Source organism: Nocardioides panzhihuensis (assembly GCF_013408335.1).
Taxonomy (GTDB): domain Bacteria; phylum Actinomycetota; class Actinomycetes; order Propionibacteriales; family Nocardioidaceae; genus Nocardioides; species Nocardioides panzhihuensis.
In genome coordinates this window covers 2,778,843-2,801,049 of record NZ_JACBZR010000001.1, presented here as the reverse complement: position 1 = coordinate 2,801,049, position 22,207 = coordinate 2,778,843, and the positions used below count along the sequence as shown (strand labels likewise).

Genomic DNA, 22,207 nt, shown 5'->3' with positions numbered 1-22,207 from the left:
CACAGTCCCCGCCGAGTCGGCTCGTCATGACGAGCCGACTCGGCGCTGTTTTCGGTCAGAACGCGCCGTCTCGGCGGGTTGTTAAAGAGATTGAGATTTGGTGACGCAGGTCACATCGGCTTTGGGACCATTAAACCCGAGAGAGCGCTCTCACGAGTCGCCAGGCTCATCGCTCATTCATCGGGAAGCGAGTCATCATGAGAAGTCTCAAGGCATTAGGAGCTGCTGTGATCGCGGCCGGCGTGGTCGCGGTGGCGATCCCGCTGACATCGTTCGGGCAGGCGTCAGAGGCGTCGGAGCCGGGCACCCCGGCTGGCTGGACGAAGGTGTGGAGCGACGACTTCACCGGTGCGGCCGGGTCGCGGATCAACACCAACAACTGGATGTACGACATCGGCCACTCCTACCCCGGCGGTGCCCCCAACTGGGGCACAGGGGAGATCGCCTACCACAGCGACAGCACCCAGAACGTCTACCAGGACGGCAACGGCAACCTCGTCATCAAGCCGATCCGCGACGGCGCCGGCAACTGGACCTCCGGGCGCATCGAGACCACCCGTACCGACTTCCAGCCGCCCTCCGGCGGCGTGCTCCGAGTCGAGGGCCGCATCCAGATGCCGAACGTCACCGGCGCGGCGGCCCAGGGCATCTGGCCGGCGTTCTGGATGCTGGGAGAGCCCTTCCGCGGCAACTACTGGAACTGGCCGGGCATCGGCGAGATCGACATCATGGAGAACGTCAACGGTGCCAACCAGGTCTGGGGAACGCTGCACTGCGGCACCTCGCCCGGCGGCCCGTGCAACGAGACCACCGGCCTCGGCGGGACCCTCCAGGGCTGCCCGGGCTCGACCTGCCAGTCGTCGTTCCACACCTACGCGATGGAGTGGGACCGCAGCACCAGCCCGCAGCAGATCCGACTCTACGTCGACAACACGCTCTACCACACGGTCCGCTCGGACCAGGTCGACGCGACGACCTGGAACAACGCGACCAACCACGGCTTCTTCATCATCCTCAACGTCGCGATCGGTGGCGGGTGGCCCGGCAACCCGACCTCGGCGACCGCCTCCGGCGTGCCGATGCTGGTCGACTACGTCGCGGTCTACTCCAAGGGCGGCGGCAGCACCGAGCCGACCGACCCGCCCGCCCCGGGCAACCGGGACGCCTACTCGACCATCCAGGCGGAGTCCTACAACGCCCAGAGCGGCACGCGGACCGAGGCGACCGCCGACACCGGTGGCGGTCAGAACGTCGGCTACCTCAGCAACGGCGACTGGCTCCGCTACGACGGCGTGAACTTCGGCTCGAGCGCCGCCCGTACGTTCTCCGCCCGGGTCGCCTCCGGTGCGCCCGCGGGGGTCAGCGGCGTGGTAGAGGTACGCCTCGACAACGTGAACAACGCCCCGATCGGCAGCTTCTCGGTGGCGAACACGGGAGGCTGGCAGAGCTGGCGTACGGTCCCGGGCAGCATCAGCGGGGTGACCGGCACGCACACGGTGTTCCTGCGGTTCACGAGCGGCCAGCCGGCCGACTTCGTCAACCTCAACTGGTTCACGTTCACCCGGTGAGCGGGGGCGATAGGTTCCACTCATGAACGAGACCCCGGCCGGCCGACCGACGCTGGAGACGGTGGCGCGGGCGGCCGGGGCCTCGCGAGCGACGGTCTCGCGCGTCGTCAACGGCTCCACGACCGTGCGCCCAGACGTCGCCGAGAGCATCCGCCGGGCCATCGCCGACCTCGGCTACGTGCCGAACCCGGCGGCGCGGAGCCTGGTGACGCAGCGTACGGACTCCATCGCCCTGATCCTGCCGGAGTCCGCAACCCGGGTCTTCTCCGACGACGCCTTCTTCCCTGGCGTGATCCGGGGTGTCGGGGAGGCGCTGGAGAATGCGGACAAGCAGCTGGTGCTGCTGCTCGCTTCGACGCAGTCGAGCCACGACCGGATCCTGCGCTACGTGCACGGGCGAACCGTCGACGGTGTCGTGCTGGCATCGATGCACGGGGCCGACACCCTGCCCGACGAACTGCGGGCAGCGGGCGTCCCGGTCGTCACCAGCGGGCGGCCGCTGGGCGAGGCCACCGTGCCGTACATCGACGTCGAGCACGCCAGCGGTGTGGAGGCGGCGATGAAGCACCTCGTCGGTCTCGGCCGGCGCCGGATCGCGACCATCGCCGGGCCGCGGGACATGGTCGCCGGGCGCGAGCGCTTGGCAGGCTACCTCACCGGTCTCCAAGCGTTGCCGGGTGCGGTGTCGCTGGTCGAGGAGGGCGACTTCATGCGCCAGTCCGGCATCGACGCGATGGAACGGCTGCTGGAGCGCGATCCCGGCATCGACGCCGTCTTCGCGGCCTCCGACCTGATGGCCGACGGCGCCCTGCGTACGCTGCGCAGGCTCGGCCGCCGAGTGCCCGACGACGTGGCGGTGATCGGGTTCGACGACGTCGAGGCGGCCCGGTTCACCGACCCGCCGCTGACGACGGTGCACCAGCCGATCCACGAGATCGGCACCCGACTCGCCGAACAGATCCTCCGCCTGGTGGCGGGGGAGGAGGTCGAGGCCTCGGTCGTGCTCCCGACGAGGCTGGTGATCCGCGAGTCCGCCTGAGGCAGGAGCCTCACGCGTCACCCGTGCGGTAGCGGCGCTCTGGCCGCCCGGCGGTGCCGTAGTTGAGCCGTACGCCGATCCGGCCCGTGCTCGCGAAGTGCTCGAGGTAGCGGCGGGCGCTCACCCGAGAGACGCCGATCGCGTCGGCGCACTCGGTGGCGCTGAGCTCGCCGGCGGCCTGCAGCGCGGCCAGGACGGCCTGGGCGGTCTCGGCGCTGAGCCCCTTCGGCAGCCGTTCCCGAGTCTCCCGTGCGCCCTGGTGGTTGAAGACCTCGTCGATGCCGGCTTGGACCTCGTCACGGTGCTCGGTCCTGTCGGTCCTCTCGGCGCGCTGCCCGATCCGGGCGAGCGCCTCGCGGGAGCGGCGTACGTCGTCGAGCCGGGCGGCCAGGTCCTCGAAGGGGAACGGCTTCACCACGTAGTGCGCTGCTCCGCCGGCAGCGGCCGCCCGCACCGTGTCCGCCTCGCGGGCGGCGGTGATGACGATGACGTCGGCGTCGTCTCCGCGTCCGCGCAGCCGGCGTAGCAGCTCGATGCCGCTGAAGTCGGGGAGGTGCACGTCGAGCAGCAGCACGTCGGGGGAGAGGCGGGCGGTCTCCGCCAGCGCCTGGGAGCCGGTGGCGGCCACGCCGACGACCCGGAACCCCTCCACGCGCTCGACGAAACGGGTGTGGATCGAGGCCACCATGAAGTCGTCCTCGACCACGAGCACGGTGAGCTCAGGTGTGGACGGCATCAGGTCTCCTCCAGGGCGGTGGTGGGTGGTGCGAGCGGGACGGCGCCCGGCAGGGTCGCGATGAAGACGGCTCCGGGACGCTGCGCCGACCCGCTATTCTCCACCTCGACCTCGCCGCCGCGCGTGCGGCACACCAGCTGCACCAGCGCGAGCCCCACCCCGCGGCCGCTGGCGTCGCGTGGCTTCGTGCTGAAGCCTCGCCGGAAGATCTCGGGCAGCCGCTCGGCCGGCACCCCGCCGCCGGTGTCGGAGACCCGGACGGTCACGGTCTCGCCCTCGGCGGTCAGGCGTACGCCGACCCGGCCGTCCAGGGGCCCCACCATGGCCGCCGCGTCGACGGCGTTGTCGACCAGGTTGCCGAGGACGGTCACCACATCGGCGGACCCGTCGGGGGTGAGCCGCGGCAGCGCGCTCGACGTCTCCAGCTCGATACTCACCCGCCGCTCGGCGGCGAGGCTGGCCTTGGCGATGAGCAGGGCGGCCACCGCGGGGTCGTCGATCCGGGAGGTGATGTGGTCGCTCAGCGCTGCCCGGCGGGCGGTCAGGCCGGTGACGAAACGGCCCACCTCGGCGTACTCCTCCAGCTCCAGCAGCCCGGTGATGGTGTGCAGCTGGTTGCTGAACTCGTGGGTCTGCGCCCGCAGCGTCTCAGTGACGCTCTCGCGCGCGTTGAGCTCGCTCTGCAGCGCCACCAGCTCGGTCCGGTCGCGCAGGGTGGTGACGGTGCCGGCGGGGCGGCCGTCGTGGTGGACCCGGTTGCGGTTGAGCACCAGCACCCGCTCGCCGGCGACCAGCGGTGCGTCGTGCACCTCCTCGGCCCCGCTGAGCAGGGCGAGGGTCTCGGCGGGCAGGTCGAGCTCGTCGAGGCGGCGGCCGGTCGGGTCCGAGGTCAGCCCGAGCAGGTCTCGGGCACTATCGCTCATCAGGCTGACCCGGCCGTCGGCCCCTACGGCCAGCACACCCTCGCGGATCGAGCGCAGCAGGCCCTCGCGATGGTCGGCCAGGGCGGCGATGTCGCGCGGCTCCAGCCCCCGCGTACGCCGCTTGATCAGCCGGGCGAGCAGCCACGAGCCCAGCACGCCGAGCGCGAGACCGGCCAGCAGCACGGTCAGGGCGTCTGCCCAGGTCCGGGCGAGCCGCTCGGTCAGGGGCGGGTAGTCCTCGGTCACCACGACCACGCCGACCGGCCGCGGTGCCTCGGCGTCCGCACCGGTCGAGCCACCGCCGTAGACCGGGACCTGGGCGGCGATCGCGCGGCTCCCGGCGTCGTCGATGTCGCCGGACCAGGCCCGGCTCGTCTCGCGCCCGCCGAGGTCGAGCGTCTCACCGACCCGGGTGGGGTCGGTCGCGACGAGGACCTTGCCGTCGAGGTCGGTGAGGTAGGCGGTGTCGGCGCCCGCGTCCGCTGCGCGCGTCTGCAGGTAGAAGGCCAGCGCCTGCCGGTCGGGTGTGCTGGTCAGCCCGTCCTGCACGGCCGCGATCCCGGCCAGGCTCTCCGCCGCCGCGCGCAGCCGGTCCTCACGGGAGTCTCGGAAGTCGGCGTCGCTCTGCCGCAGCGAGACGATGCTGGTCGCCACGACGACGAGCAGGAGCACCGTCAGCTGCAGCACCAGCACCTGGCCGGCCAGCGACAGATGGCGGCGTGCGCCTCGTGACCACAAGTTCCACAACCTCCTTTGGTTGCCCAACGGTGACGGCGGTCACCGATGACTGTGACCATCGCCACTGACCGTTTCATCCCCTGAGTCTGGAGGCCAGCCGTTGTCGACGCCGACATCGCCGTCCCCGCCCCGGTTGCCGCTGCCTACGCAGTGGCGCCGGGCAGCGAGCATACGCCGCACCCGTGCCCTCGCCGTCGTGCTCGTCACCTGTCTGCTGGCCGCCGCGTCGGCCTGCGGCGTGACCCGCGGCGAGGAGTCGCGAGACCTCGACATGTGGATCCCGAACAGCCCGGGCGGCGGCTATGACCAGACCGGCCGGGCGGCCGTGGGTGTGCTCGACCGGGAGAACCTGTCCGGCGGGGACATCCAGGTCACCAACATCCTCGGCGCCGGCGGCTCCGTCGCGATGTCCCGCCTGATGAGCGAGGAGGGCAACGGCAACCTGCTCATGACGATCGGTCTGGGCGTGGTCGGCTCCACCTACTCCTTCGGCGTGGACGCCCGCCCTCAGGACGCCACCCCCATCGCCCAGCTCATCGAGGAGCAGGAGGGCGTGCTGGTCCCGGCGGACTCGCCGTTCAAGACCATCGACGATCTCGTCGAGGCCTGGCGTGCGGACCCCGAGTCCGTCGTCGTCGGCGGCGGCTCGTCGCCGGGTGGTCCCGACCACCTCTTCCCGATGCAGCTGGCCGAGGCGGCCGGCATCGAGCCGAAGAAGGTCAAGTACGTCACCTACGACGGCGGTGGCCCGCTCACCAGCGCGCTCCTCGGCCACAAGATCGAGGTCGGCTTCTCCGGACTCGCCGAGTTCGAGGGCCAGGTGGAGGCCGGTGAGCTTCGGGTCCTGGCCACCTCCGGCGACGAGCGCGCCACCGGCGTCTTCGCGGACGCGCCCACGCTGACCGAGAGCGGCATCGACCTGGTCTTCCTCAACTGGCGTGGTGTGCTCGCCCCGCCGGGGATCAGCGACAAGCGCCGCCGGGAGCTGATCACCCTGCTCACCCGCATGCACGACTCGAAGCAGTGGCAGCAGGCGCTGAAGGACAACGGCTGGACCGACGCCTTCGTCACCGGCGACGACTTCGACGACCTGCTGGTCGAGCAGGACCAGCGCGTCGCCTCGACCCTGAAGGAGCTGGATCTGCTGTGAGCGTCCACGACACCCAACCCGCCCACCCAGAGGGGCAGCCGGCCGAGGAGAGCCCGCAGCGCCGGGTCGACCTGGGCCAGTACGGCCTGGCCGTGCTCCTGGTCGTCATCGGGATCTACACGATCATCGACGCCGCCGGTCTCGAGGTCGGCTTCGCCGACCCGGTCGGCCCTCGTGTCTTCCCGTACGTCATCGGCTCCGGCCTCGTCCTGGTCGGTGCCCTGCTGACGGTCGCCACCGCCCGCGGCTCCCAGCCGGAGCCGGAGGACGGCGAGGACGTCGACCTGAGCTCGTCCGCCGACTGGCTGACCGTCCTCAAGCTGGTCGCCGTCCTGCTGTTCACGGTCGCGACCGTGAACCTGCTCGGCTGGGCGATCTCGGGCGCGGTGCTGTTCGCCGGCGCCGCCTGGTCCCTCGGCAGCCGCACGCTCGTTCGCGACGTGCTCGTCGGGCTCGTCCTGGCGATCGCCAGCTGGTACGCCTTCTACGTCGGTCTGGGCATCCCGCTCACCCCTGGCGTACTCGACGGGATCCTGTGAGGACTGACTGATGGAGAACTTCCAACTGCTCATGGGTGGGCTCGAGTCCGCCCTGACCCCGATGAACCTGCTCTACGCCGCCGTCGGCGTGCTGCTGGGCACCTTCGTCGGCGTGCTGCCCGGCATCGGGCCGGCGATGGCCATCGCTCTGCTGCTTCCCGTGACGTACCGGCTGGAGCCGACCAGCGCGTTCATCATGTTCGCCGGCCTCTACTACGGAGGCATGTACGGCGGCTCCACGACCTCGATCCTGCTGAACACACCGGGGGAGTCCGCGTCGGTCATGACGGCGCTGGAGGGCAACCGGATGGCCAGAGCGGGGCGTGGCGCGCAGGCGCTGGCCACCGCCGCGGTCGGCTCGTTCGTCGCCGGCACCATCGGCACCATCCTGGTGGCCTTCTTCTCCCCGGCGCTGGCCGACGTGGCCGTCGACCTGGGCGCACCGTCGTACTTCGCACTGATGGTCCTGGCGCTGGTCATGACCACGACGGTGCTCGGCGCCTCGGCCCTGCGCGGGTTCGCCGCGCTGTTCCTCGGCCTGACCATCGGCCTGGTCGGTCTCGACCTCAACACCGGCCAGCCCCGGCTGACCTTCGGTGTCACCCAGCTCGTCGACCGGCTCGACATCGTGGTCGTCGCGGTCGGCATCTTCGCGCTCGGCGAGGCTCTGTGGGTGGCCGCCCACCTGCGCCGGAAGCCGGCGCACGTGATCCCGGTCGGCCGTCCCTGGCTCTCCCGCGACGACTGGGGACGCTCCTGGAAGCCGTGGCTGCGCGGCACCGCGTTCGGCTTCCCGTTCGGCGCGCTGCCGGCCGGTGGCGCCGAGATCCCGACCTTCCTCTCCTACCTGACCGAGCGGAAGCTCTCCAAGCGAGGCGACTTCGGTCGCGGCGCGATCGAGGGCGTGGCCGGGCCCGAGGCGGCCAACAACGCCTCGGCAGCCGGGATGTTCGTGCCGATGCTCGCCCTCGGCCTGCCGGTGACGGCCACGGCGGCGGTGATGCTCTCGGCGCTGCAGGGCTACGGGATCACGCCCGGCCCGCAGCTGATGACGGACCACGCCGACCTGGTGTGGACCCTGCTGGCAAGCCTGCTGATCGGCAACACGCTGCTGCTGGTGCTCAACCTGCCGCTGGCACCGCTGTGGGCGCGCCTGCTGCGGATCCCGCGACCCCAGCTCTACGCGGGCATCCTGTTCTTCGCCTGCCTCGGGGCGTACGCCACCAACCTGGACCCGTTCGACATCGCCCTGCTGCTCGTCTTCGGTCTGCTCGGGCTGATGATGCGCCGCTTCGGGCTGCCGGTGCTCCCGCTGATCCTGGGCGTCATCCTGGGCCCGCTGATGGAGACCAAGCTGCGCGAGGCGCTGACCATCTCGGGCGGTGACTACGCGGCGCTGCTGAGCGAGCCGCTCGCGGTGGTCATCTACGTTCTGATCGCACTGTTCATCCTGGCCCGGCCGCTCATCGCCCGGGCCCGGGCAGGGGCCGAGGAGTCGGCCACCCCCGAAGACGAGAAGGAGCTGGCGAACTCATGAGTGAGAATCCCGCAGGTGGCTGGGTGGTCGTGGCGTGGGCGCCCGACGTCTACGGTTCGGTGGCGCTGGACTGGGCGCTCGCCGACGCCGAGCGCAGCGACCGCGGCGTGGTGGTCGTCAACGCCTCCCGGGGCGATGCGCTGGTCGACGATCGCTACGCCCTCGACGACCAGCTCGGTGAGCTCGAGCGCCGGCTCGCCGAGTCCGGCCGGCCGCACGAGGTCAGGCAGTCGATCGACCCGGACGTCGCCGGCGCGGTCCTCGATGCCGCCGAGCAGCTCGATGCCCGGCTCGTCGTGGTCGGTCTGCGGCGGCGTACGCCGGTCGGCAAGCTGCTGATGGGCAGTGTCGCCCAGCGGATCCTGCTCGGTGCGTCCTGCCCGGTCCTCGCGGTGAAGCCGGGGTCCGTACCCGAGTGATCGACGTCGGTCCGGCGCGAGGGTTCGGCCTCCGGGGTGTGCGCGCGTCATACTTCACGGTGATGAGCACTGTCACCGAACCCTCCGCCGAGACCACGCCGACCGACCAGCCGCTGGTCTCGGTCGCGATGATCACCCTCGGGTGCACCCGCAACGAGGTGGACTCCGAGGAGCTCGCCGGCCGGCTGACGGCCGGTGGCTTCCGGCTGGTCGCTGACCCGGACCAGGCCGACACCGTGGTGGTCAACACCTGCGGCTTCGTCGAGCAGGCGAAGAAGGACTCGGTCGACACGCTGCTCGAGGCCGCCGACCTCAAGGAGACGGGCAAGGCGCAGGCCGTCGTCGCGGTCGGCTGCATGGCCGAGCGCTACGGCAAGGACCTGGCCGCCGAGCTTCCCGAGGCCGACGCGGTGCTCGGGTTCGACGACTACCCCGACATCGCCGCCAAGCTGCGCTCGATCCTGAGCGGCGAGGCCCACCACCCGCACACGCCTCAGGACCGTCGGCTGCTGCTGCCGATCTCGCCGGTGGAGCGCGACGCCTCCGCGATCTCGGTCCCCGGCATGGCGGCCGTGGACCAGGTGCCCGGCTTCGCCGGACGTACGCGGCTCGACGACGCCCCCTGGGCGCCGCTGAAGCTGGCCAGCGGCTGCGACCGGCGCTGCACCTTCTGCGCGATCCCGCAGTTCCGCGGCTCGTTCGTCTCGCGGCGTCCCTCCGACGTGCTCCACGAGGGCCAGTGGCTGGCCCAGCAGGGCGTCAAGGAGCTCTTCCTGGTCTCGGAGAACTCCACCTCCTACGGCAAGGACCTCGGCGACCTCCGGCTGCTCGAGACGCTCCTGCCGGAGCTCGGGGCCATCGACGGCATCGAGCGCGTCCGTGTCTCCTACCTGCAGCCCGCCGAGACCCGGCCCGACCTCCTGAAGGTCATCGCCACCACGCCGGGCGTGGCGCCCTACTTCGACCTGAGCTTCCAGCACGCCTCCAACGCGGTCCTGCGCCGGATGAAGCGGTTCGGCGACCCGGAGAGCTTCCTGGGGCTGCTCGAGCAGATCCGCGGCTACGCCCCGGATGCCGGGGTGCGGTCCAACGTCATCGTCGGCTTCCCCGGCGAGACCGAGGAGGACCTCGAGATCCTCACCGACTTCCTGGTCGCCGCGCGCATGGACGTCACCGGCGTCTTCGGCTACTCCGACGAGGACGGCACCGAGGCCGCGGGCTTCGACGACTCGATCAAGCTGGACGAGGACGAGATCCGGGCCCGCGTCGAGCACGTCAACGAGCTCGTCGAGGAGCTCACCGCCCAGCGTGCCGAGGAGCGGATCGGGGAGCAGGTCGTCGTGCTCGTCGAGGAGGTCGCCGATGGCGAGACCCTCGGCCGGGCCCTCCATCAGGGCCCCGAGGTCGACGGCATGACGTCCCTTCAGGGCGACGTCGAGCGCGTACGCCCGGGCGATCTCGTGCCCGCGACCGTCATCGCCTCCGAAGGCGTCGACCTGGTCGCTTCGGTGAACGGTTAAGGTGCAGCCCGTGAACGAGCGTCAGCGAGCGAACCATGAAGTCATCACGCAGCCGCGTCCGTATTCTGGCGCTTGCGCTACGGAGGTGGCTGCGTGAACGCCCAGTCGAACGATGACGCTGCCGTGAAGACGAGCAACTGGAACGTACCCAACGCGCTGACCACGCTGCGGATCCTCGCCGTGCCGTTCTTCGCGTGGGCCCTGCTCGCCGACGGCGGCGACAACCCGACCCTGCGCTGGGTGGCGTTCGTGATCTTCGTGCTCGCGATGATTACCGACAAGATCGACGGCGACCTGGCGCGCAAGCACAACCTGATCACCGACTTCGGCAAGATCGCCGACCCGATCGCCGACAAGGCGGTCACCGGCATGGCCCTCATCGGGCTCTCGATCGTCGGCGACGTGTGGTGGTGGGTGACCATCATCGTGCTGCTGCGCGAGTGGAGCGTCACCCTGCTGCGGCTCTCGGTCCTGAAGAGGATCGTGATCCCGGCCGACGAGCTCGGCAAGATCAAGACCACCGTGCAGGCCGTTGCCCTCGGCGGCCTGCTGCTCCCGCTGCCGCACGGCTCTGCGCACGGCGGCGCCTTCGGTGACGCCCTGGTCTGGGAGATCGTCTTCTACGCCTTCCAGGTCTGCCTCGCGGTCGCGGTCGCGCTGACCATGTGGTCCGGTGCCCAGTTCTTCCACGGCGTGTGGAAGCAGCGCGCAGCCCTCCGCTCCTGAGCGATCGCGCACATCTCCGGTTTCGGGTAGTTGTAACTCCGTTACCGGACGTTCATCGAAGATCCCCGCAAAGGGTGCGTACGCCGCGTTAGGGTCACGTGGTTCGGCCGGTGCTGATTCGGGCAGACCGCCCATCGTCTTCTACCTTCCACGCGGGGAGTCACCCATGTTCTCAGCACGTCAGCTGCTCGGCTCGGTGGTCGGCCTGACGGCCGCCGTCGCGGGCGTCGGTGCGGTCGCCATCCCGACCGCGCGCGCCGCCACCACAGCCGAGGCCGTCGCCATCGCCGACATCCAGGGCAGCGGCACCACCAGCCCGCTCGCCGGCAAGACCGTCACCACCAGCGGCATCGTCACCGCGGCCTACCCCTCAGGTGGGTTCTTCGGCTTCTACCTCCAGACGCCCGGCACGGGCGGCTCGCTCGACCTCGGCTCCCACGACGCCTCCGACGCGCTCTTCGTCTACCAGCCCCGCTCGGCCGGTGCAGTCACCGTCGAGCCGGGCGACGCGGTGACGGTGACCGGTGCGGTGACCGAGTACGCCGGGCTGACCCAGGTCTCGGTGCCCACCGCAGGCGACATCGTCACCGACGGCACCGGCTCGATCGAGCCGGTCGTCTCGCAGTGGCCGGCGACCGGCGCGCAGAAGGAGTCGCTGGAGGGCATGCTCTTCGCCCCTCAGGGCGAGGTCACCGTCAGCAACACCTACGGCGTGGAGAACTTCGGCGAGCTCGGCCTCGCCCAGGGCGACCGACCGCTGCTCCAGCCGACCGAGGTGGCCCGTCCCGGGTCGGACGAGGCCGCGGCGGTCGAGGCGGACAACGCCGCTCGCGGGATCGTTCTCGACGACGGCTCCTCGACCACGCTTCGCCCGCCGACGAGCCGCACGATTCCCTACGTCTCGAACACCGCGCCCGTCGTGGTCGGCGCCTCCGTCGACTTCCGCGGCCCGGTGATCCTCTCCGAGGGCGGCTCGCCCTCGGCGCCGACCTACCGGCTCCAGCCGACCAAGGTCGCCACCGCGGACCCGGCGACCTGGCCGGCCGACTTCGGTGACGTACGCAGCGACGCGCCGGACGAGCGGAAGATCGGCCGCGCCGACGTGAAGATCGCCTCGTTCAACGTCCTCAACTACTTCACCACCCTGGGCGACGCCGATGACAACAACGTCGGCGACGGTGGCTGCACCGCCTACAACGACCGTTCCGGCGACGGCAACAACGTCAGAGGCGGCTGCGACCAGCGCGGCGCCTGGGACCCGGCCGACTTCGAGCGCCAGCAGTCCAAGATCGTCTCCGCGATCAACGCGCTCGACGCCGACGTCGTCGGTCTGATGGAGATCGAGAACTCCGCCCGTCTGGGCGAGACCCCCGACGAGGCGACCAGCTCGCTCGTCGCCGCGCTCAACGCCGCCGCCGGTCGCGAGGTCTGGACGGCCAACCCGTCCTCGGCCGAGCTGCCCGACGCGTCCGGCTCCGACGTGATCACCAACGCGATCATCTACAAGCGCTCGGCTGTTCGGCGCATGGGTGAGGCCCGCGCGCTGGGTGGCCAGAGCGGCGACGACCAGGCCTTCGGCAACGCCCGCGAGCCGATCGGCCAGATCTTCAAGCCGGTCGTCGGCGGCGCCCCGTTCTTCTTCGTGGTCAACCACTTCAAGTCGAAGGGCTCGCCCGGCCCGTGGCCCGGCGACGGCGACACCGGCGACGGCCAGGGCGCCTCGAACGAGTCGCGGGTGCGCCAGGCGACCGCGCTGGTCTCCTGGGTCTCCTCGGTCCGCGCCCAGACCGGCATCGCCGACGTCGCGCTGGCCGGCGACTTCAACGCCTACACCCAGGAGGACCCGATGCAGGTCCTCTACGAGGCCGGCTACGCCGACTCCGAGACGCTGAGCGGCAACGAGGAGTACAGCTACTCCTTCTCCGGTCTGGCCGGCTCGCTCGACCACGTGCTGCTCAACCGGCACGCTCAGCGCCGCTTCACCGGCTCCGACATCTGGTCGATCAACTCGGGGGAGTCCCTGCTGTTGGAGTACAGCCGCTACAACTACACCGGCACCGATCTGCACACCAGCTCGCCGTTCCGCTCCTCCGACCACGACCCGGTCATCGTCGGACTGGCGCGCAACGGCGGCTAGCCGGCGTCGAGCCGCTGCCCGGCACAGTTTGCTCGGGCACCTTCCAAAATCGGTTAGTCTCCCTCGCGATGTCCTATCTCGAGGGAGACTGCCATGCGTGAGCGTTCCAGGACGAGCGTCGTGATCACTGCCTGCGTCGCCGCCGCCGCGGCGCTGGCAGCAACGGTCGCCGTCGCGCCGCCGGGTGTCGCCGGGGTCGCCTCGGCGCCGGCGACCGCTGCGGCCCAGCCGCTGCCGACGATCTCGCCGACACCACGCTCGGTGACCCGGGCCGGCGCCGACCTGCCGGTCCCCGGACGGGTCGAGCTCGTCGTCGGGGCCGACACGGACGCTCCGGCTCGGGACCTGGCCAGCCGGCTGCTGCGCGAGCACGGGGTGACGCGACTGGACGTGGTCACCAAGGCCACGGGCAGGGCGCCGTTGACAGTGCTGCTCGGCTCGGCAGAGCGTGGCGACGTACGTCGGAGCGTCGGCGGTGTCGAGGTCCCGGCCGTCGCCGAGGGCTACGCCGTCATCGCCGACGCGTCGGCCGCTGCGGTCGGCACGGTGACGCTGGCCGGGCGTGACACGACCGGGCAGTTCTACGCCGCGCAGACGCTGAGACAGCTCTTCGTCCCCGTCGAGGACGGCTGGCGGATCGCCGGGGCCGAGGTGAGCGACGCGCCGAGGATGCCGCTGCGGGGCAGTATCGAAGGCTTCTACGGCAAGCCGTGGACGCACGCCGAGCGCCTCGACCAGCTGCGGTTCTACGGCCGGATGAAGGCCAACACCTACGTCTACGCGCCCAAGGACGACCCCTATCACCGCGAGCGGTGGCGGGAGCCGTACCCGGCCGACAAGCTCGCCGAGCTGCGCGAGCTCGTGTCTGCCTCCACCGCGAACCATGTGCGCTTCACCTTCGCGCTCTCGCCCGGCAACACCGTCTGCTACACCGGCGCGAGCGACCGAGCCGCGCTGAAGCAGAAGTTCCAGGCGATGTACGACATCGGGGTGCGGGACTTCTCGCTGCCGCTGGACGACATCGCGCTCTCGTTCAGCTGCGCGGAGGACACCGCGGCGTACGGACGGGCGACCCAGGCCACCGTCGGCCGGGCTCAGGCCGAGCTGCTCAGCTGGCTGCAGTCCTCGTTCGTGGAGACGCACGACGGGGTGCAGCCGCTGCAGACGGTGCCGACCCAGTACGGCGACCTGACCGAGACGCCCTACAAGCAGGCATGGCGCGAGCATCTCGCACCCGAGGTCGTGGTGATGTGGACGGGCACCGACGTGGTGCCGCCGAGCATCACGCTCGACCAGGCGTCGGCCGCCCGCGAGCTCTTCGGCCGCAAGGTCTTCCTCTGGGACAACTACCCGGTCAACGACTTCGGGCAGACTGCCGGCCGGCTGCTGCTCGGCCCATACGCCAACCGCGACGCGGGGCTCTCCGAGCATCTCGCCGGCATCGTGTCGAACCCGATGAACCAGGCGTACGCCAGCAAGCTGGTCGTCTTCACGATGATGGACTTCGCCTGGAACGACCTCGGCTGGGACCGGGCGACCTCGGCCCGCCAGGCGGCTCGCGACCTCGCCGGCGGCGATCCGCGAGTGACCGAGGCGGTGGAGATGTTCGTCGACCTCAACCACGCGGCGCCGACGTTCGGGCCGGAGCTGTGGCTGCCCCAGTCACCCGAGCTGGCGGAGCGCATCGCGGCCTTCTGGAAGGCGTGGGAGGCACGACCGCAGCAGGCGCTGCGCGATCTGCGGCCGACGGCACGGCTGATGGCGTCCACACCCGAGACCATCCGGGACGGGGTCGATGACGGCTTCGTCGCCGACGCCGACCGGCATCTCCAGGCGACCGACCTGTGGGCGGACGCCATGGGTGAGGCGCTCGCCGCGCTCGACGCGATCCGCCGGGGCGACGAGGACGCCGCAGCGGCGGCACGCTCGCGTATGGAGGCCCTGGCCGAGGAGGCGTCGCAGGTCCGTTCCGAGCCCGGCAAGAACCGGGTCGAGGGACTGGTCATGATCGGTGACGGCGTCCTCGACAGGTTCCTCGAGGATGTCGCGGCCGAGCACGACTCCTGGCTGGGCCTCCCGCCGCTGCGCAACGTCTCGGAGGGGAAGGTGGCCTCCCAGGTCTCGGACTGGTCCTCCGCCTATGGGGCGGCCAAGGCGGTCAACGGCAGCGTCTACGACTTCAGCACCACCTCAGGCGGCGAGGCGCAGCCGTGGTGGCAGGTCGACCTGGGGGCGTCCTACGACCTGGAGACGGTCAAGATCTACAACCGGGTGGACTGCTGTGGCAGCCGCGTCCGCGACTACTACGTGCTGGTCTCGGACTCGCCGTTCCCGGCGACCCTGGCGCAGGCGTTGGCCGACCCCGCGGTGACCTCTCACTTCGAGGCCGCCCAGGCCGGCAGGCCGACGAGCATCGACCTGCCTGCCCGAGGCAGGTACGTCCGGGTCTGGCTCTCCACACCGAGCCCGACCGAGCTCAACATGGCCGAGGTGCAGGTCTTCGGACGGTCGCTGGACTGAGACCTGGCCGAAACGGATACTGTCCGAACCATGGATCAGGTCGAGGAGCTCCACGCCGCACTTCGGGACGCTGACGCGACGGTGGCCACCGCTGAGTCGTTGACCGCCGGGCGCCTGGCTGCGATGCTCACCGACCCTCCGGGAGCGTCGCAGACGTATCGCGGTGGGTTCGTGACGTACGCGACCGAGCTCAAGCACGACCTGCTGGGTGTTCCTGTCTCGGTGATCGAGACCGTCGGAGTGGTCTCCGGGGAGTGCGCCGAGGCGATGGCTGCGGGTGCGCAGGAGCGGTCGGGGGCGACGTACGCGCTCGCGACCACGGGTGTGGCCGGGCCCGAGGAGCAGGAGGGAAAGCCCGTGGGGACGGTCTATGTCGGGCTTTCCGGTCCGCACGGCGAAACATCGACGCTACTTGGTCTGTCGGGCTCGCGCCTGGAGATCCAGCGTGATACGTGTTTGTTCGCTGTTGATGAACTACTCCGACTACTTCGGCGGGAACATCGAAGGGTCAGGTAGCGTTGGAGAAAGACGTCACCCAGATGTCGGTGACTTGTGAACTGTAGGAGGCTGACCGCAATGGTGCTCTTCCGTCGACTGCTCGGCGAGGTGCTTCGTGCCCAGCGGCTCGAGCGTGGGATGACCCTGCGCGAGGTCTCCGCGGAGGCCCGAGTGAGCCTCGGTTACATCTCCGAGGTCGAGCGTGGCCAGAAGGAAGCCTCTTCCGAGCTCCTCGCCTCGCTCTGCAGCGCACTCGACGTGGCTCTCTCCGATGTGCTTCGCGACGTCTCCGACGCGGTCGCCATCGAAGAGGCCACCATCCTGCGGATGCCGGTCCGCGCCGCGGCGGACGCCGCCGCAGCCTGAACCTCCCCAATCTCGGGGAGATCGCTTCCCGGGTGTCTCAAGACGGACGCCGCCGTCTCCTTGTGTGATGCGGGCTCACGATGGGCCGCAGGTTCATGGGGAGATGGTGTTATGCAGATGGCTGTCGACAACGAGCTTCCGGGTATGGCGGTTCCGGCGCCGCGAACAGATCCCGCGCTGCTCGAGGCCGAGCTCTTCGGGCTGGAAGAGACCCTGAACATCCTTCGCGACGAGTTCACCTCGGTCGCTCCCAACGAGCGCGTGCACGTCGCACGACACATGCGAGACACCCGAGTGCGGATCGCGCGGATCCGGATGCAGCTCGTTCACGGCTACCCGGCTTAGGGCTGACACCTGGCGCAGAAGTAGGCCGGGCGCTCTTCACCGGGAGGGCCGACCTTGGCGACGGTCACGGTGCCACCGCAGCGCCGGCACGCTCGGCGGCCGTATACCCACATCTGCCGGGAGCGTGACCAGTCGGCCTGCATCAGGTCGCGTGTGCGCTGGAGCATCCGGGGGAGCCTGTCGCCGGCCTCCGCGACCGTACGCAGTGGGCTGATGCCGGCGATGAAGCACGTCTCGGCGGCGTAGATCGTGCCGATCCCGGCGAGGTTGGTCTGGTCGCGCAGCGCATCGAAGAGGGGCCGCTCGGGCTGGCGGGCGAGGCGTTCGAGGGCGGCGTCCGGGTCCCAGTCGTCGGCGAGGATGTCCGGGCCGAGATGGCCGACCATGCGCTCCTCCTGGTCGCGGGGCACGAGCTCGACGATGCCGAGCAGGAAGCCGACCGCCTCGGTCTTCTCGGTGCGGAGCACCACTCGTGCCTGGAACCCGGGCTTCGGCCAGCGCCGGCCGGCCTCGAGGACCCGCCAGGAGCCCTCCATCTTCAGGTGGGTGTGCAGCGTCCACTTGCCGGTGCGATGGTCGATCCGGGTCAGCAGGTGCTTGCCACGGGCCAGCGTCTCGCGGACGGTGCCGCCGGCCAGGTCGGCCGTGGCAAGCTGCGGGACCCGGAAGTCCGTCCGCGTGAGCACCTGCCCGGTCAGCCCCTTCTCGAGCCTCCTGGCGGTGCGGAGCACCGCGTCCCCCTCGGGCACGTCCTCACCTGCTCTGCGAGGTCAGGCGCAGGCCGCGCGGGGTGGCGATGAAGCCGGCGTACTGCAGGGCTTGGCGGAGCGGGGTATCGCCGGAGCCGAGCAGGGGAGCGCCGTCGGCCTTCTCGACCGTCAGTCGCCCCAGCGCGCCTCGTCGGACGGCCTCGGCGAGCGCCTCGGCGGCGGGCTCGAGGAGGTTGGGATCATCGGACCAGGTCAGCAGCGTGCGGCCACCGCGCTCGACGTACATCGCCAGCTCGCCGTCGACCAGCACCACGATCGCGCCAGCCTTGCGCCCTGGCCGGTGGCCCGAGGCATCGGTGGTCGAGCTTGTCGAGACCGGCCAGGGGAGCGCGGCGCCGTAGGGGTTGGCGGGGTCGGTGGCAGCGAGCGCGAGGGCGACCGGCTTGTCGCTGGACTCGACCCGGGAGAACGTACGCAGCCGGTCGACCGAGCCGGCAGTGCCGAACTGGGCCGCGCCCAGGCCCTCGACGAAGTAGCCCCGCCGGGCGCGGCCGGACTCCTCGAACGCGCTGAGCACCTTGTAGACGGCGGCGAACCCGCCTGGGGTGCGCTCGGACTGGACCGCGCCGCGGGTGACGACCCCGTGCCGGTCCAGCAGTCGTTCGGCGGCCGCGTGGGCGCGCTTGGTCGGGTCGGGATCCGGCTCGGGCAGGATCGTCCAGCGTCCGGCCGTCTCCGGGAGACCGGCCCGCACCGGCATCCGTGTGCCGCCGGCGTAGCGCCCTCCGCGGGCGCGCGGCGGCGGCCGCCTCGAGCGGTGCGACGGGGTGCCGGAGCGGGTCAGCGCCCGCAACGGCAGCAGGGTGTCGTTGCTGACCCGGCCCGACCAGACCAGCTCCCACAGCGCGGCGCTGAGGTCGGCATCGCTCGGGGTGGTGTCGAGGTCGGCTGCCACGGTGCGGGCGAGCTGGTGGAAGAACCACGCACCGCCGGGCTCCAACGCCTCGAGCAGCCGTTGGGCGAGCGGCCCTTCGGTGACCTGTGTCGGCGGCGGGAGGGTCAGCTCGGCCGTGTCGGCCGGGTGCAGCGAGACCCAGCCGTCGGTGCCGGGCAGGGTCCCGTGGCCCGCCCAGAGCACCTCGCCACCGGCGGTCAGCTCGTCGAGGAAGGCCGGCTCGTAGTCGACCACCCGGGCCGGAAGGATCAGGCTCTCCAACGCGCTGGCCGGGACCGGGCAGCCCGCCAGCTGGTCGACGACGCTCAGCACCCCGTCGACCCCACGCAGCGCGCCCTTCCGTACGGAAGTCTTCTGCCATGCCGGGAGGAACCTGCCCAGCGCTGCCGGCTCGACGGGCTCGACCTCCTTGCGCAGTCGGGCGAGCGAACGCCGCCGCAGCATCCGGAGCACGTCGGCATCGCACCACTCCAGCCCGCTCCCGCCCGGCCGGAACTCCCCGTCGAGCACCCGCCCGCGGGCCGAGAGCCGGGCCAGGGCGTGCCGGACGACCGCCTCTCCCAGCCCCAGCCTCGCCGCCACATCGGCGGCCGTGAACGGCCCGTGCGAGCGTGCGAAGCGCGAGACCAGGTCGCCGACAGGGTCCTCGACGGGCTCGGTGAACGCCGACGGCACTCCCGGAGGGACCGCAACCCCCAGCCCGTCCCTGAGCCTGGCCACATCCTCGACCACCGCCCACCGAGCCTCCCCGGCCACCCGCACCTCGACCACCCGCCGAGCCGCGGCAAGAGTTTCCAACATCGCCGAGACGTCACTCCGGTCGGTCGAGACGTCACTCCGGTCGGTCGAGACGTCAGTCGGTGACGTCTCGGCCGACGCGAGTGACGTCTCGGCCGACGCGCCTGACGTCTCGGCAGGGGCGGTTCGGGCGGTGATCTCGGTCAGGGTCAGGGGGCCGATGGTGCGGACGAGGTCGGTGATGCCTTCGGCACCGCGGGCCTTCCGGGTGGGCGCGAGGCGCTGGAGCTCGGCCTCGACCTCGGCCAAGACCTCGGGATCTAGGAGCTCGCGGAGCTCTGCTCGGCCCAACAGCTCGGCGAGGAGGCCTTGGTCCAGGGTGAGCGCGGCGGCGCGGCGCTCGGCCAGGGGCGAGTCGCCTTCGTAGAGGAACTGGGCGACGTAGCCGAAGAGGAGCGACTGCGCGTACGGCGACGGGGTCGGGGTGGCGACGTCGACGATGGAGATCTCGCGGCGGTCGATGCGCTTGAGGATGCCGACGAGGGAGGGCAGGTCGTAGACGTCGCGGAGGCACTCCCGAACGGCCTCGAGGATGATCGGGAAGCTCGGATACTGCGAGGCGACCTCCAGCAGGGCGGCCGAGCGCTGTCGCTGCTGCCACAACGGCGAGCGGCGGCCGGGGTCGCGGCGGGGGAGGAGCAGCGCCCGGGCAGCGCACTCCCGGAACCGGCTGGCGAACAGTGCCGACCCGCCGACCTCGGTGGTGACCAGGTCCTCGATCTCGTCGGGCTCGAAGACGATGATCTCGCCGGTCGGGGCCTCGGCGTCGGTGTCGGGGAGGCGGATCACGATGCCGTCGTCGCTGTCGATCGCCTGCCCGTCGACGCCGTAGCGCTCCCGGATCCGGGCGTTGATCGCCAGCGCCCACGGTGCGTGCACCGGGCGGCCGTAGGGGGAGTGGACCAGGAGCCGCCAGTCGCCGAGCTCGTCTCGGAACCGCTCGACCACGATGTTGCTGTCGGAGGGGATGACGTTGGTGGCCTCGACCTGTTCGTGCAGGTAGGTGACGAGGTTGGCGGCCGCGTAGGCGTCCAGGCCGTCCTCCTGCGCCCGCGCCTCCGCCTTCTTCGCGGGCAGGGCGGCCAGCTCGCGGGTGTAGGCGCCGACCGCCTCGCCGAGCTCGGCCGGCCGGCCGAGCGAGTCGCCCTTCCAGAACGGCAGCCGCCCCGGGATCCCGGGGGCCGGGGTCACCAGCACCCGGTCGTGGGTGATGTCCTGGATCCGCCAGCTCGTCGCGCCGAGGGCGAAAACATCGCCGACCCGCGACTCGTAGACCATCTCCTCGTCGAGCTCGCCGACGCGCCTCCCCGTGCCCTCGCCGACCAGAAAGACGCCGAAGAGACCGCGGTCGGGGATGGTGCCGCCGCTCGTCACCGCGAGTCGCTGAGCGCCCGGACGCCCGGTCACGGTCCCCGCGACCCGGTCCCACACGATCCGCGGCCGCAGCTCGGCGAACTCCTCGCTCGGGTAGCGCCCGGCCAGCAGGTCGAGGGTGGCGTCGTAGGCGGAGCGGGGGAGGGTCGCGTACGACGCCGTCTTCCTGGCCAGCGTGAACAGCTCGTCGACGTCCCAGGTTTCCAGCGCCGTCGCGGCGACGATCTGCTGGGCGAGCACGTCGAGCGGGTTGGCGGGCAGCCTCATCGACTCGATCAGGCCCTGCCGCATCCGCTGCACGCTGACCGCCGTCTGGGCCAGGTCGCCGCGGTGCTTCGGGAAGAGTACGCCGCGAGAGACCTCCCCGACCTGATGGCCGGCGCGCCCGACCCGCTGGAGAGCGGAGGCGACGCTCGGCGGTGACTCGATCTGGACGACGAGGTCGACCGCGCCCATGTCGATGCCGAGCTCGAGGCTGGAGGTGGCGACCACCGCTGGGAGACGGCCCGACTTGAGGTCGTCCTCGATCAGCGCGCGCTGCTCCTTCGACACGCTCCCGTGATGGGCCTTGGCGATCACCGGGGCCGCGCCGTGCGACTGCCCCGACTGCGCCATGACCTGGGCCGGTGGCGGCCCGGTCTGGAAGACCCGGTCGGAGGCGATCTCGTTGAGCCGCGCGGTCAGTCGCTCCGCGATCCGGCGCGAGTTGGCGAAGACGATGGTCGAGCGATGGGCGGTGACCAGGTCGGCGACGTGCTCCTCGACGTGGGGCCAGATCGAGGAGGCCCGCTGTGGGTCGTCGTCCTCGTCCTCGCCGTAGGGGCTCGGCGCGGTCATGTCCTCGACCGGCACCACGACGCTCAGGTCCCACCGCTTCTCCGCCGGTGGCGCGACGATCTCGACGGGCTGGCTGCCGCCGAGGTAGCGCGCGACCTCTTCCAGCGGCCGGACGGTCGCCGAGAGCCCGATCCGCTGCGCCGGCTTCTCCAAGAGCGCGTCCAGACGCTCCAGGGTCAGCGCCAGATGGGTGCCCCGCTTGGTCGCCGCCACCGCGTGGACCTCGTCGACGATGACCGTCTCGACGCCGCGCAGGGTCTCGCGGGCCTGGCTGGTCAGCATCAGGAACAGCGACTCGGGCGTCGTGATCAGGATGTCCGGGGGAGTGGTGGTCAACTTGCGCCGATCGGCCGCGGTCGTGTCGCCGGACCGCACCCCGACGCGGACCTCGGGCGCCTCGACGCCCAGCCGTTCGGCGGTCTGCCGGATCCCCACCAGGGGGCTGCGCAGGTTGCGCTCGACGTCCACACCGAGCGCCTTGAGCGGGGAGATGTAGAGCACCCGGCAGCGCTGCTTCTGGGTCGGGGGCGGCTCGGTCAGCAGCTTGTCGATCGACCACAGGAAGGCGCTCAGCGTCTTCCCCGACCCGGTCGGCGCGACCACCAGCGCGTTGCGCCCCGCCCCGATCGCCTCCCAGGCCCCGGCCTGAGCCGCTGTCGGCGCCGCGAAGGCAGCGGCGAACCACGTACGTGTCGGGTCGCTGAACCGCGCCAACGCCTGGGACGTGTCGCTCATGGAGACAAACCTAGTCGCGACCACCGACACTCAGCGG

Annotated in this window: 17 protein-coding genes; 13 read left to right on the top strand and 4 right to left on the bottom strand. The window is 71.1% G+C overall.

Features of this window, described 5'->3' with window-relative positions; translation table 11 throughout:
- Positions 1–197 precede the first annotated feature (197 nt).
- Positions 198–1,568: a glycoside hydrolase family 16 protein gene (locus tag BJ988_RS13325; protein ID WP_179658436.1), complete on the top strand. Its 1,371-nt coding sequence runs from the start codon at positions 198–200 to the stop codon at positions 1,566–1,568.
- Between the two features lie 22 nt (positions 1,569–1,590).
- Positions 1,591–2,607: a LacI family DNA-binding transcriptional regulator gene (locus BJ988_RS13320; protein ID WP_179658435.1), complete on the top strand. Its 1,017-nt coding sequence runs from the start codon at positions 1,591–1,593 to the stop codon at positions 2,605–2,607.
- A 10-nt stretch (positions 2,608–2,617) separates the two neighbouring features.
- Here BJ988_RS13320 and BJ988_RS13315 read toward each other — a convergent pair whose 3' ends face one another.
- Both BJ988_RS13315 and BJ988_RS13310 read right to left on the bottom strand, forming a co-directional pair.
- Positions 2,618–3,343, bottom strand: coding sequence for a response regulator (locus BJ988_RS13315; protein WP_179658434.1), 726 nt, complete (start codon positions 3,341–3,343; stop codon positions 2,618–2,620).
- A complete protein-coding gene (locus BJ988_RS13310) occupies positions 3,343–5,004 on the bottom strand; it encodes a sensor histidine kinase (RefSeq protein WP_179658433.1) in 1,662 nt (553 codons plus the stop codon). Before BJ988_RS13310 ends, BJ988_RS13315 begins: the two co-directional genes overlap by 1 nt.
- Positions 5,005–5,104: 100 nt before the next feature.
- On the opposite strand from BJ988_RS13310, the gene BJ988_RS13305 reads away from it, so the two are divergent.
- The 11 genes from BJ988_RS13305 (at position 5,105) to BJ988_RS13255 (ending at position 16,761) form a co-directional block, all read left to right on the top strand.
- Entirely contained in the window at positions 5,105–6,154 is a 1,050-nt protein-coding gene (locus BJ988_RS13305; protein ID WP_246321473.1) for a Bug family tripartite tricarboxylate transporter substrate binding protein, read from the top strand.
- Entirely contained in the window at positions 6,151–6,693 is a 543-nt protein-coding gene (locus BJ988_RS13300; protein WP_179658432.1) for a tripartite tricarboxylate transporter TctB family protein, read from the top strand. The genes BJ988_RS13305 and BJ988_RS13300 overlap by 4 nt, the downstream gene beginning before the upstream one ends.
- A 10-nt stretch (positions 6,694–6,703) precedes the next feature.
- A complete protein-coding gene (locus BJ988_RS13295; protein WP_179658431.1) occupies positions 6,704–8,230 on the top strand; it encodes a tripartite tricarboxylate transporter permease in 1,527 nt (508 codons plus the stop codon).
- On the top strand, positions 8,227–8,649 hold the full coding sequence (locus BJ988_RS13290) for a universal stress protein (protein ID WP_218860839.1): 423 nt from the start codon (positions 8,227–8,229) through the stop codon (positions 8,647–8,649). Before BJ988_RS13295 ends, BJ988_RS13290 begins: the two co-directional genes overlap by 4 nt.
- Before the next feature lie 62 nt (positions 8,650–8,711).
- A complete protein-coding gene (rimO, locus tag BJ988_RS13285) occupies positions 8,712–10,169 on the top strand; it encodes a 30S ribosomal protein S12 methylthiotransferase RimO (RefSeq protein WP_179658430.1) in 1,458 nt (485 codons plus the stop codon).
- 93 nt (positions 10,170–10,262) lie between these two features.
- On the top strand, positions 10,263–10,895 hold the full coding sequence (gene pgsA, locus BJ988_RS13280; RefSeq protein ID WP_179658429.1) for a CDP-diacylglycerol--glycerol-3-phosphate 3-phosphatidyltransferase: 633 nt from the start codon (positions 10,263–10,265) through the stop codon (positions 10,893–10,895).
- A 166-nt stretch (positions 10,896–11,061) separates the two neighbouring features.
- The gene (locus tag BJ988_RS13275; protein WP_179658428.1) at positions 11,062–13,032 is read left to right on the top strand and encodes an ExeM/NucH family extracellular endonuclease; all 1,971 of its coding nucleotides are present in this window, start codon (positions 11,062–11,064) and stop codon (positions 13,030–13,032) included.
- Between the two features lie 93 nt (positions 13,033–13,125).
- Positions 13,126–15,552 (top strand): glycoside hydrolase family 84 protein, encoded by a 2,427-nt coding sequence (locus BJ988_RS13270; RefSeq protein WP_179658427.1) that lies wholly within the window; start codon positions 13,126–13,128, stop codon positions 15,550–15,552.
- Positions 15,553–15,582: 30 nt separating this feature from the next.
- Entirely contained in the window at positions 15,583–16,068 is a 486-nt protein-coding gene (locus BJ988_RS13265) for a CinA family protein (RefSeq protein WP_179658426.1), read from the top strand.
- A gap of 60 nt (positions 16,069–16,128) precedes the next feature.
- Complete coding sequence (locus BJ988_RS13260) at positions 16,129–16,416, top strand: helix-turn-helix domain-containing protein (protein ID WP_179658425.1); 288 nt, start codon at positions 16,129–16,131, stop codon at positions 16,414–16,416.
- A gap of 117 nt (positions 16,417–16,533) precedes the next feature.
- Positions 16,534–16,761: a hypothetical protein gene (locus tag BJ988_RS13255; RefSeq protein WP_179658424.1), complete on the top strand. Its 228-nt coding sequence runs from the start codon at positions 16,534–16,536 to the stop codon at positions 16,759–16,761.
- Here BJ988_RS13255 and BJ988_RS31350 read toward each other — a convergent pair.
- Entirely contained in the window at positions 16,758–17,510 is a 753-nt protein-coding gene (locus tag BJ988_RS31350) for a DNA-formamidopyrimidine glycosylase family protein (RefSeq protein WP_179658423.1), read from the bottom strand. The genes BJ988_RS13255 and BJ988_RS31350 overlap by 4 nt on opposite strands.
- Before the next feature lie 4 nt (positions 17,511–17,514).
- Positions 17,515–22,170 (bottom strand): Lhr family helicase, encoded by a 4,656-nt coding sequence (locus tag BJ988_RS13245; protein ID WP_179658422.1) that lies wholly within the window; start codon positions 22,168–22,170, stop codon positions 17,515–17,517.
- Positions 22,171–22,207: the final 37 nt, after the last annotated feature.

Excerpts from the sequence above, each read along its gene's own strand:
- BJ988_RS13265 (WP_179658426.1), top strand. The coding sequence starts at position 15,583 with ATGGATCAGGTCGAGGAGCTCCACGCCGCACTTCGGGACGCTGACGCG.
- rimO (WP_179658430.1), top strand. The coding sequence starts at position 8,712 with ATGAGCACTGTCACCGAACCCTCCGCCGAGACCACGCCGACCGACCAG.
- BJ988_RS13290 (WP_218860839.1), top strand. The coding sequence starts at position 8,227 with ATGAGTGAGAATCCCGCAGGTGGCTGGGTGGTCGTGGCGTGGGCGCCC.
- BJ988_RS13320 (WP_179658435.1), top strand. The coding sequence starts at position 1,591 with ATGAACGAGACCCCGGCCGGCCGACCGACGCTGGAGACGGTGGCGCGG.
- BJ988_RS13275 (WP_179658428.1), top strand. The coding sequence starts at position 11,062 with ATGTTCTCAGCACGTCAGCTGCTCGGCTCGGTGGTCGGCCTGACGGCC.
- BJ988_RS13260 (WP_179658425.1), top strand. The coding sequence starts at position 16,129 with ATGGTGCTCTTCCGTCGACTGCTCGGCGAGGTGCTTCGTGCCCAGCGG.
- BJ988_RS13295 (WP_179658431.1), top strand. The coding sequence starts at position 6,704 with ATGGAGAACTTCCAACTGCTCATGGGTGGGCTCGAGTCCGCCCTGACC.
- BJ988_RS13245 (WP_179658422.1), bottom strand. The coding sequence starts at position 22,170 with ATGAGCGACACGTCCCAGGCGTTGGCGCGGTTCAGCGACCCGACACGT.
- BJ988_RS13315 (WP_179658434.1), bottom strand. The coding sequence starts at position 3,343 with ATGCCGTCCACACCTGAGCTCACCGTGCTCGTGGTCGAGGACGACTTC.
- BJ988_RS13255 (WP_179658424.1), top strand. The coding sequence starts at position 16,534 with ATGGCTGTCGACAACGAGCTTCCGGGTATGGCGGTTCCGGCGCCGCGA.
- BJ988_RS13270 (WP_179658427.1), top strand. The coding sequence starts at position 13,126 with ATGCGTGAGCGTTCCAGGACGAGCGTCGTGATCACTGCCTGCGTCGCC.
- BJ988_RS13325 (WP_179658436.1), top strand. The coding sequence starts at position 198 with ATGAGAAGTCTCAAGGCATTAGGAGCTGCTGTGATCGCGGCCGGCGTG.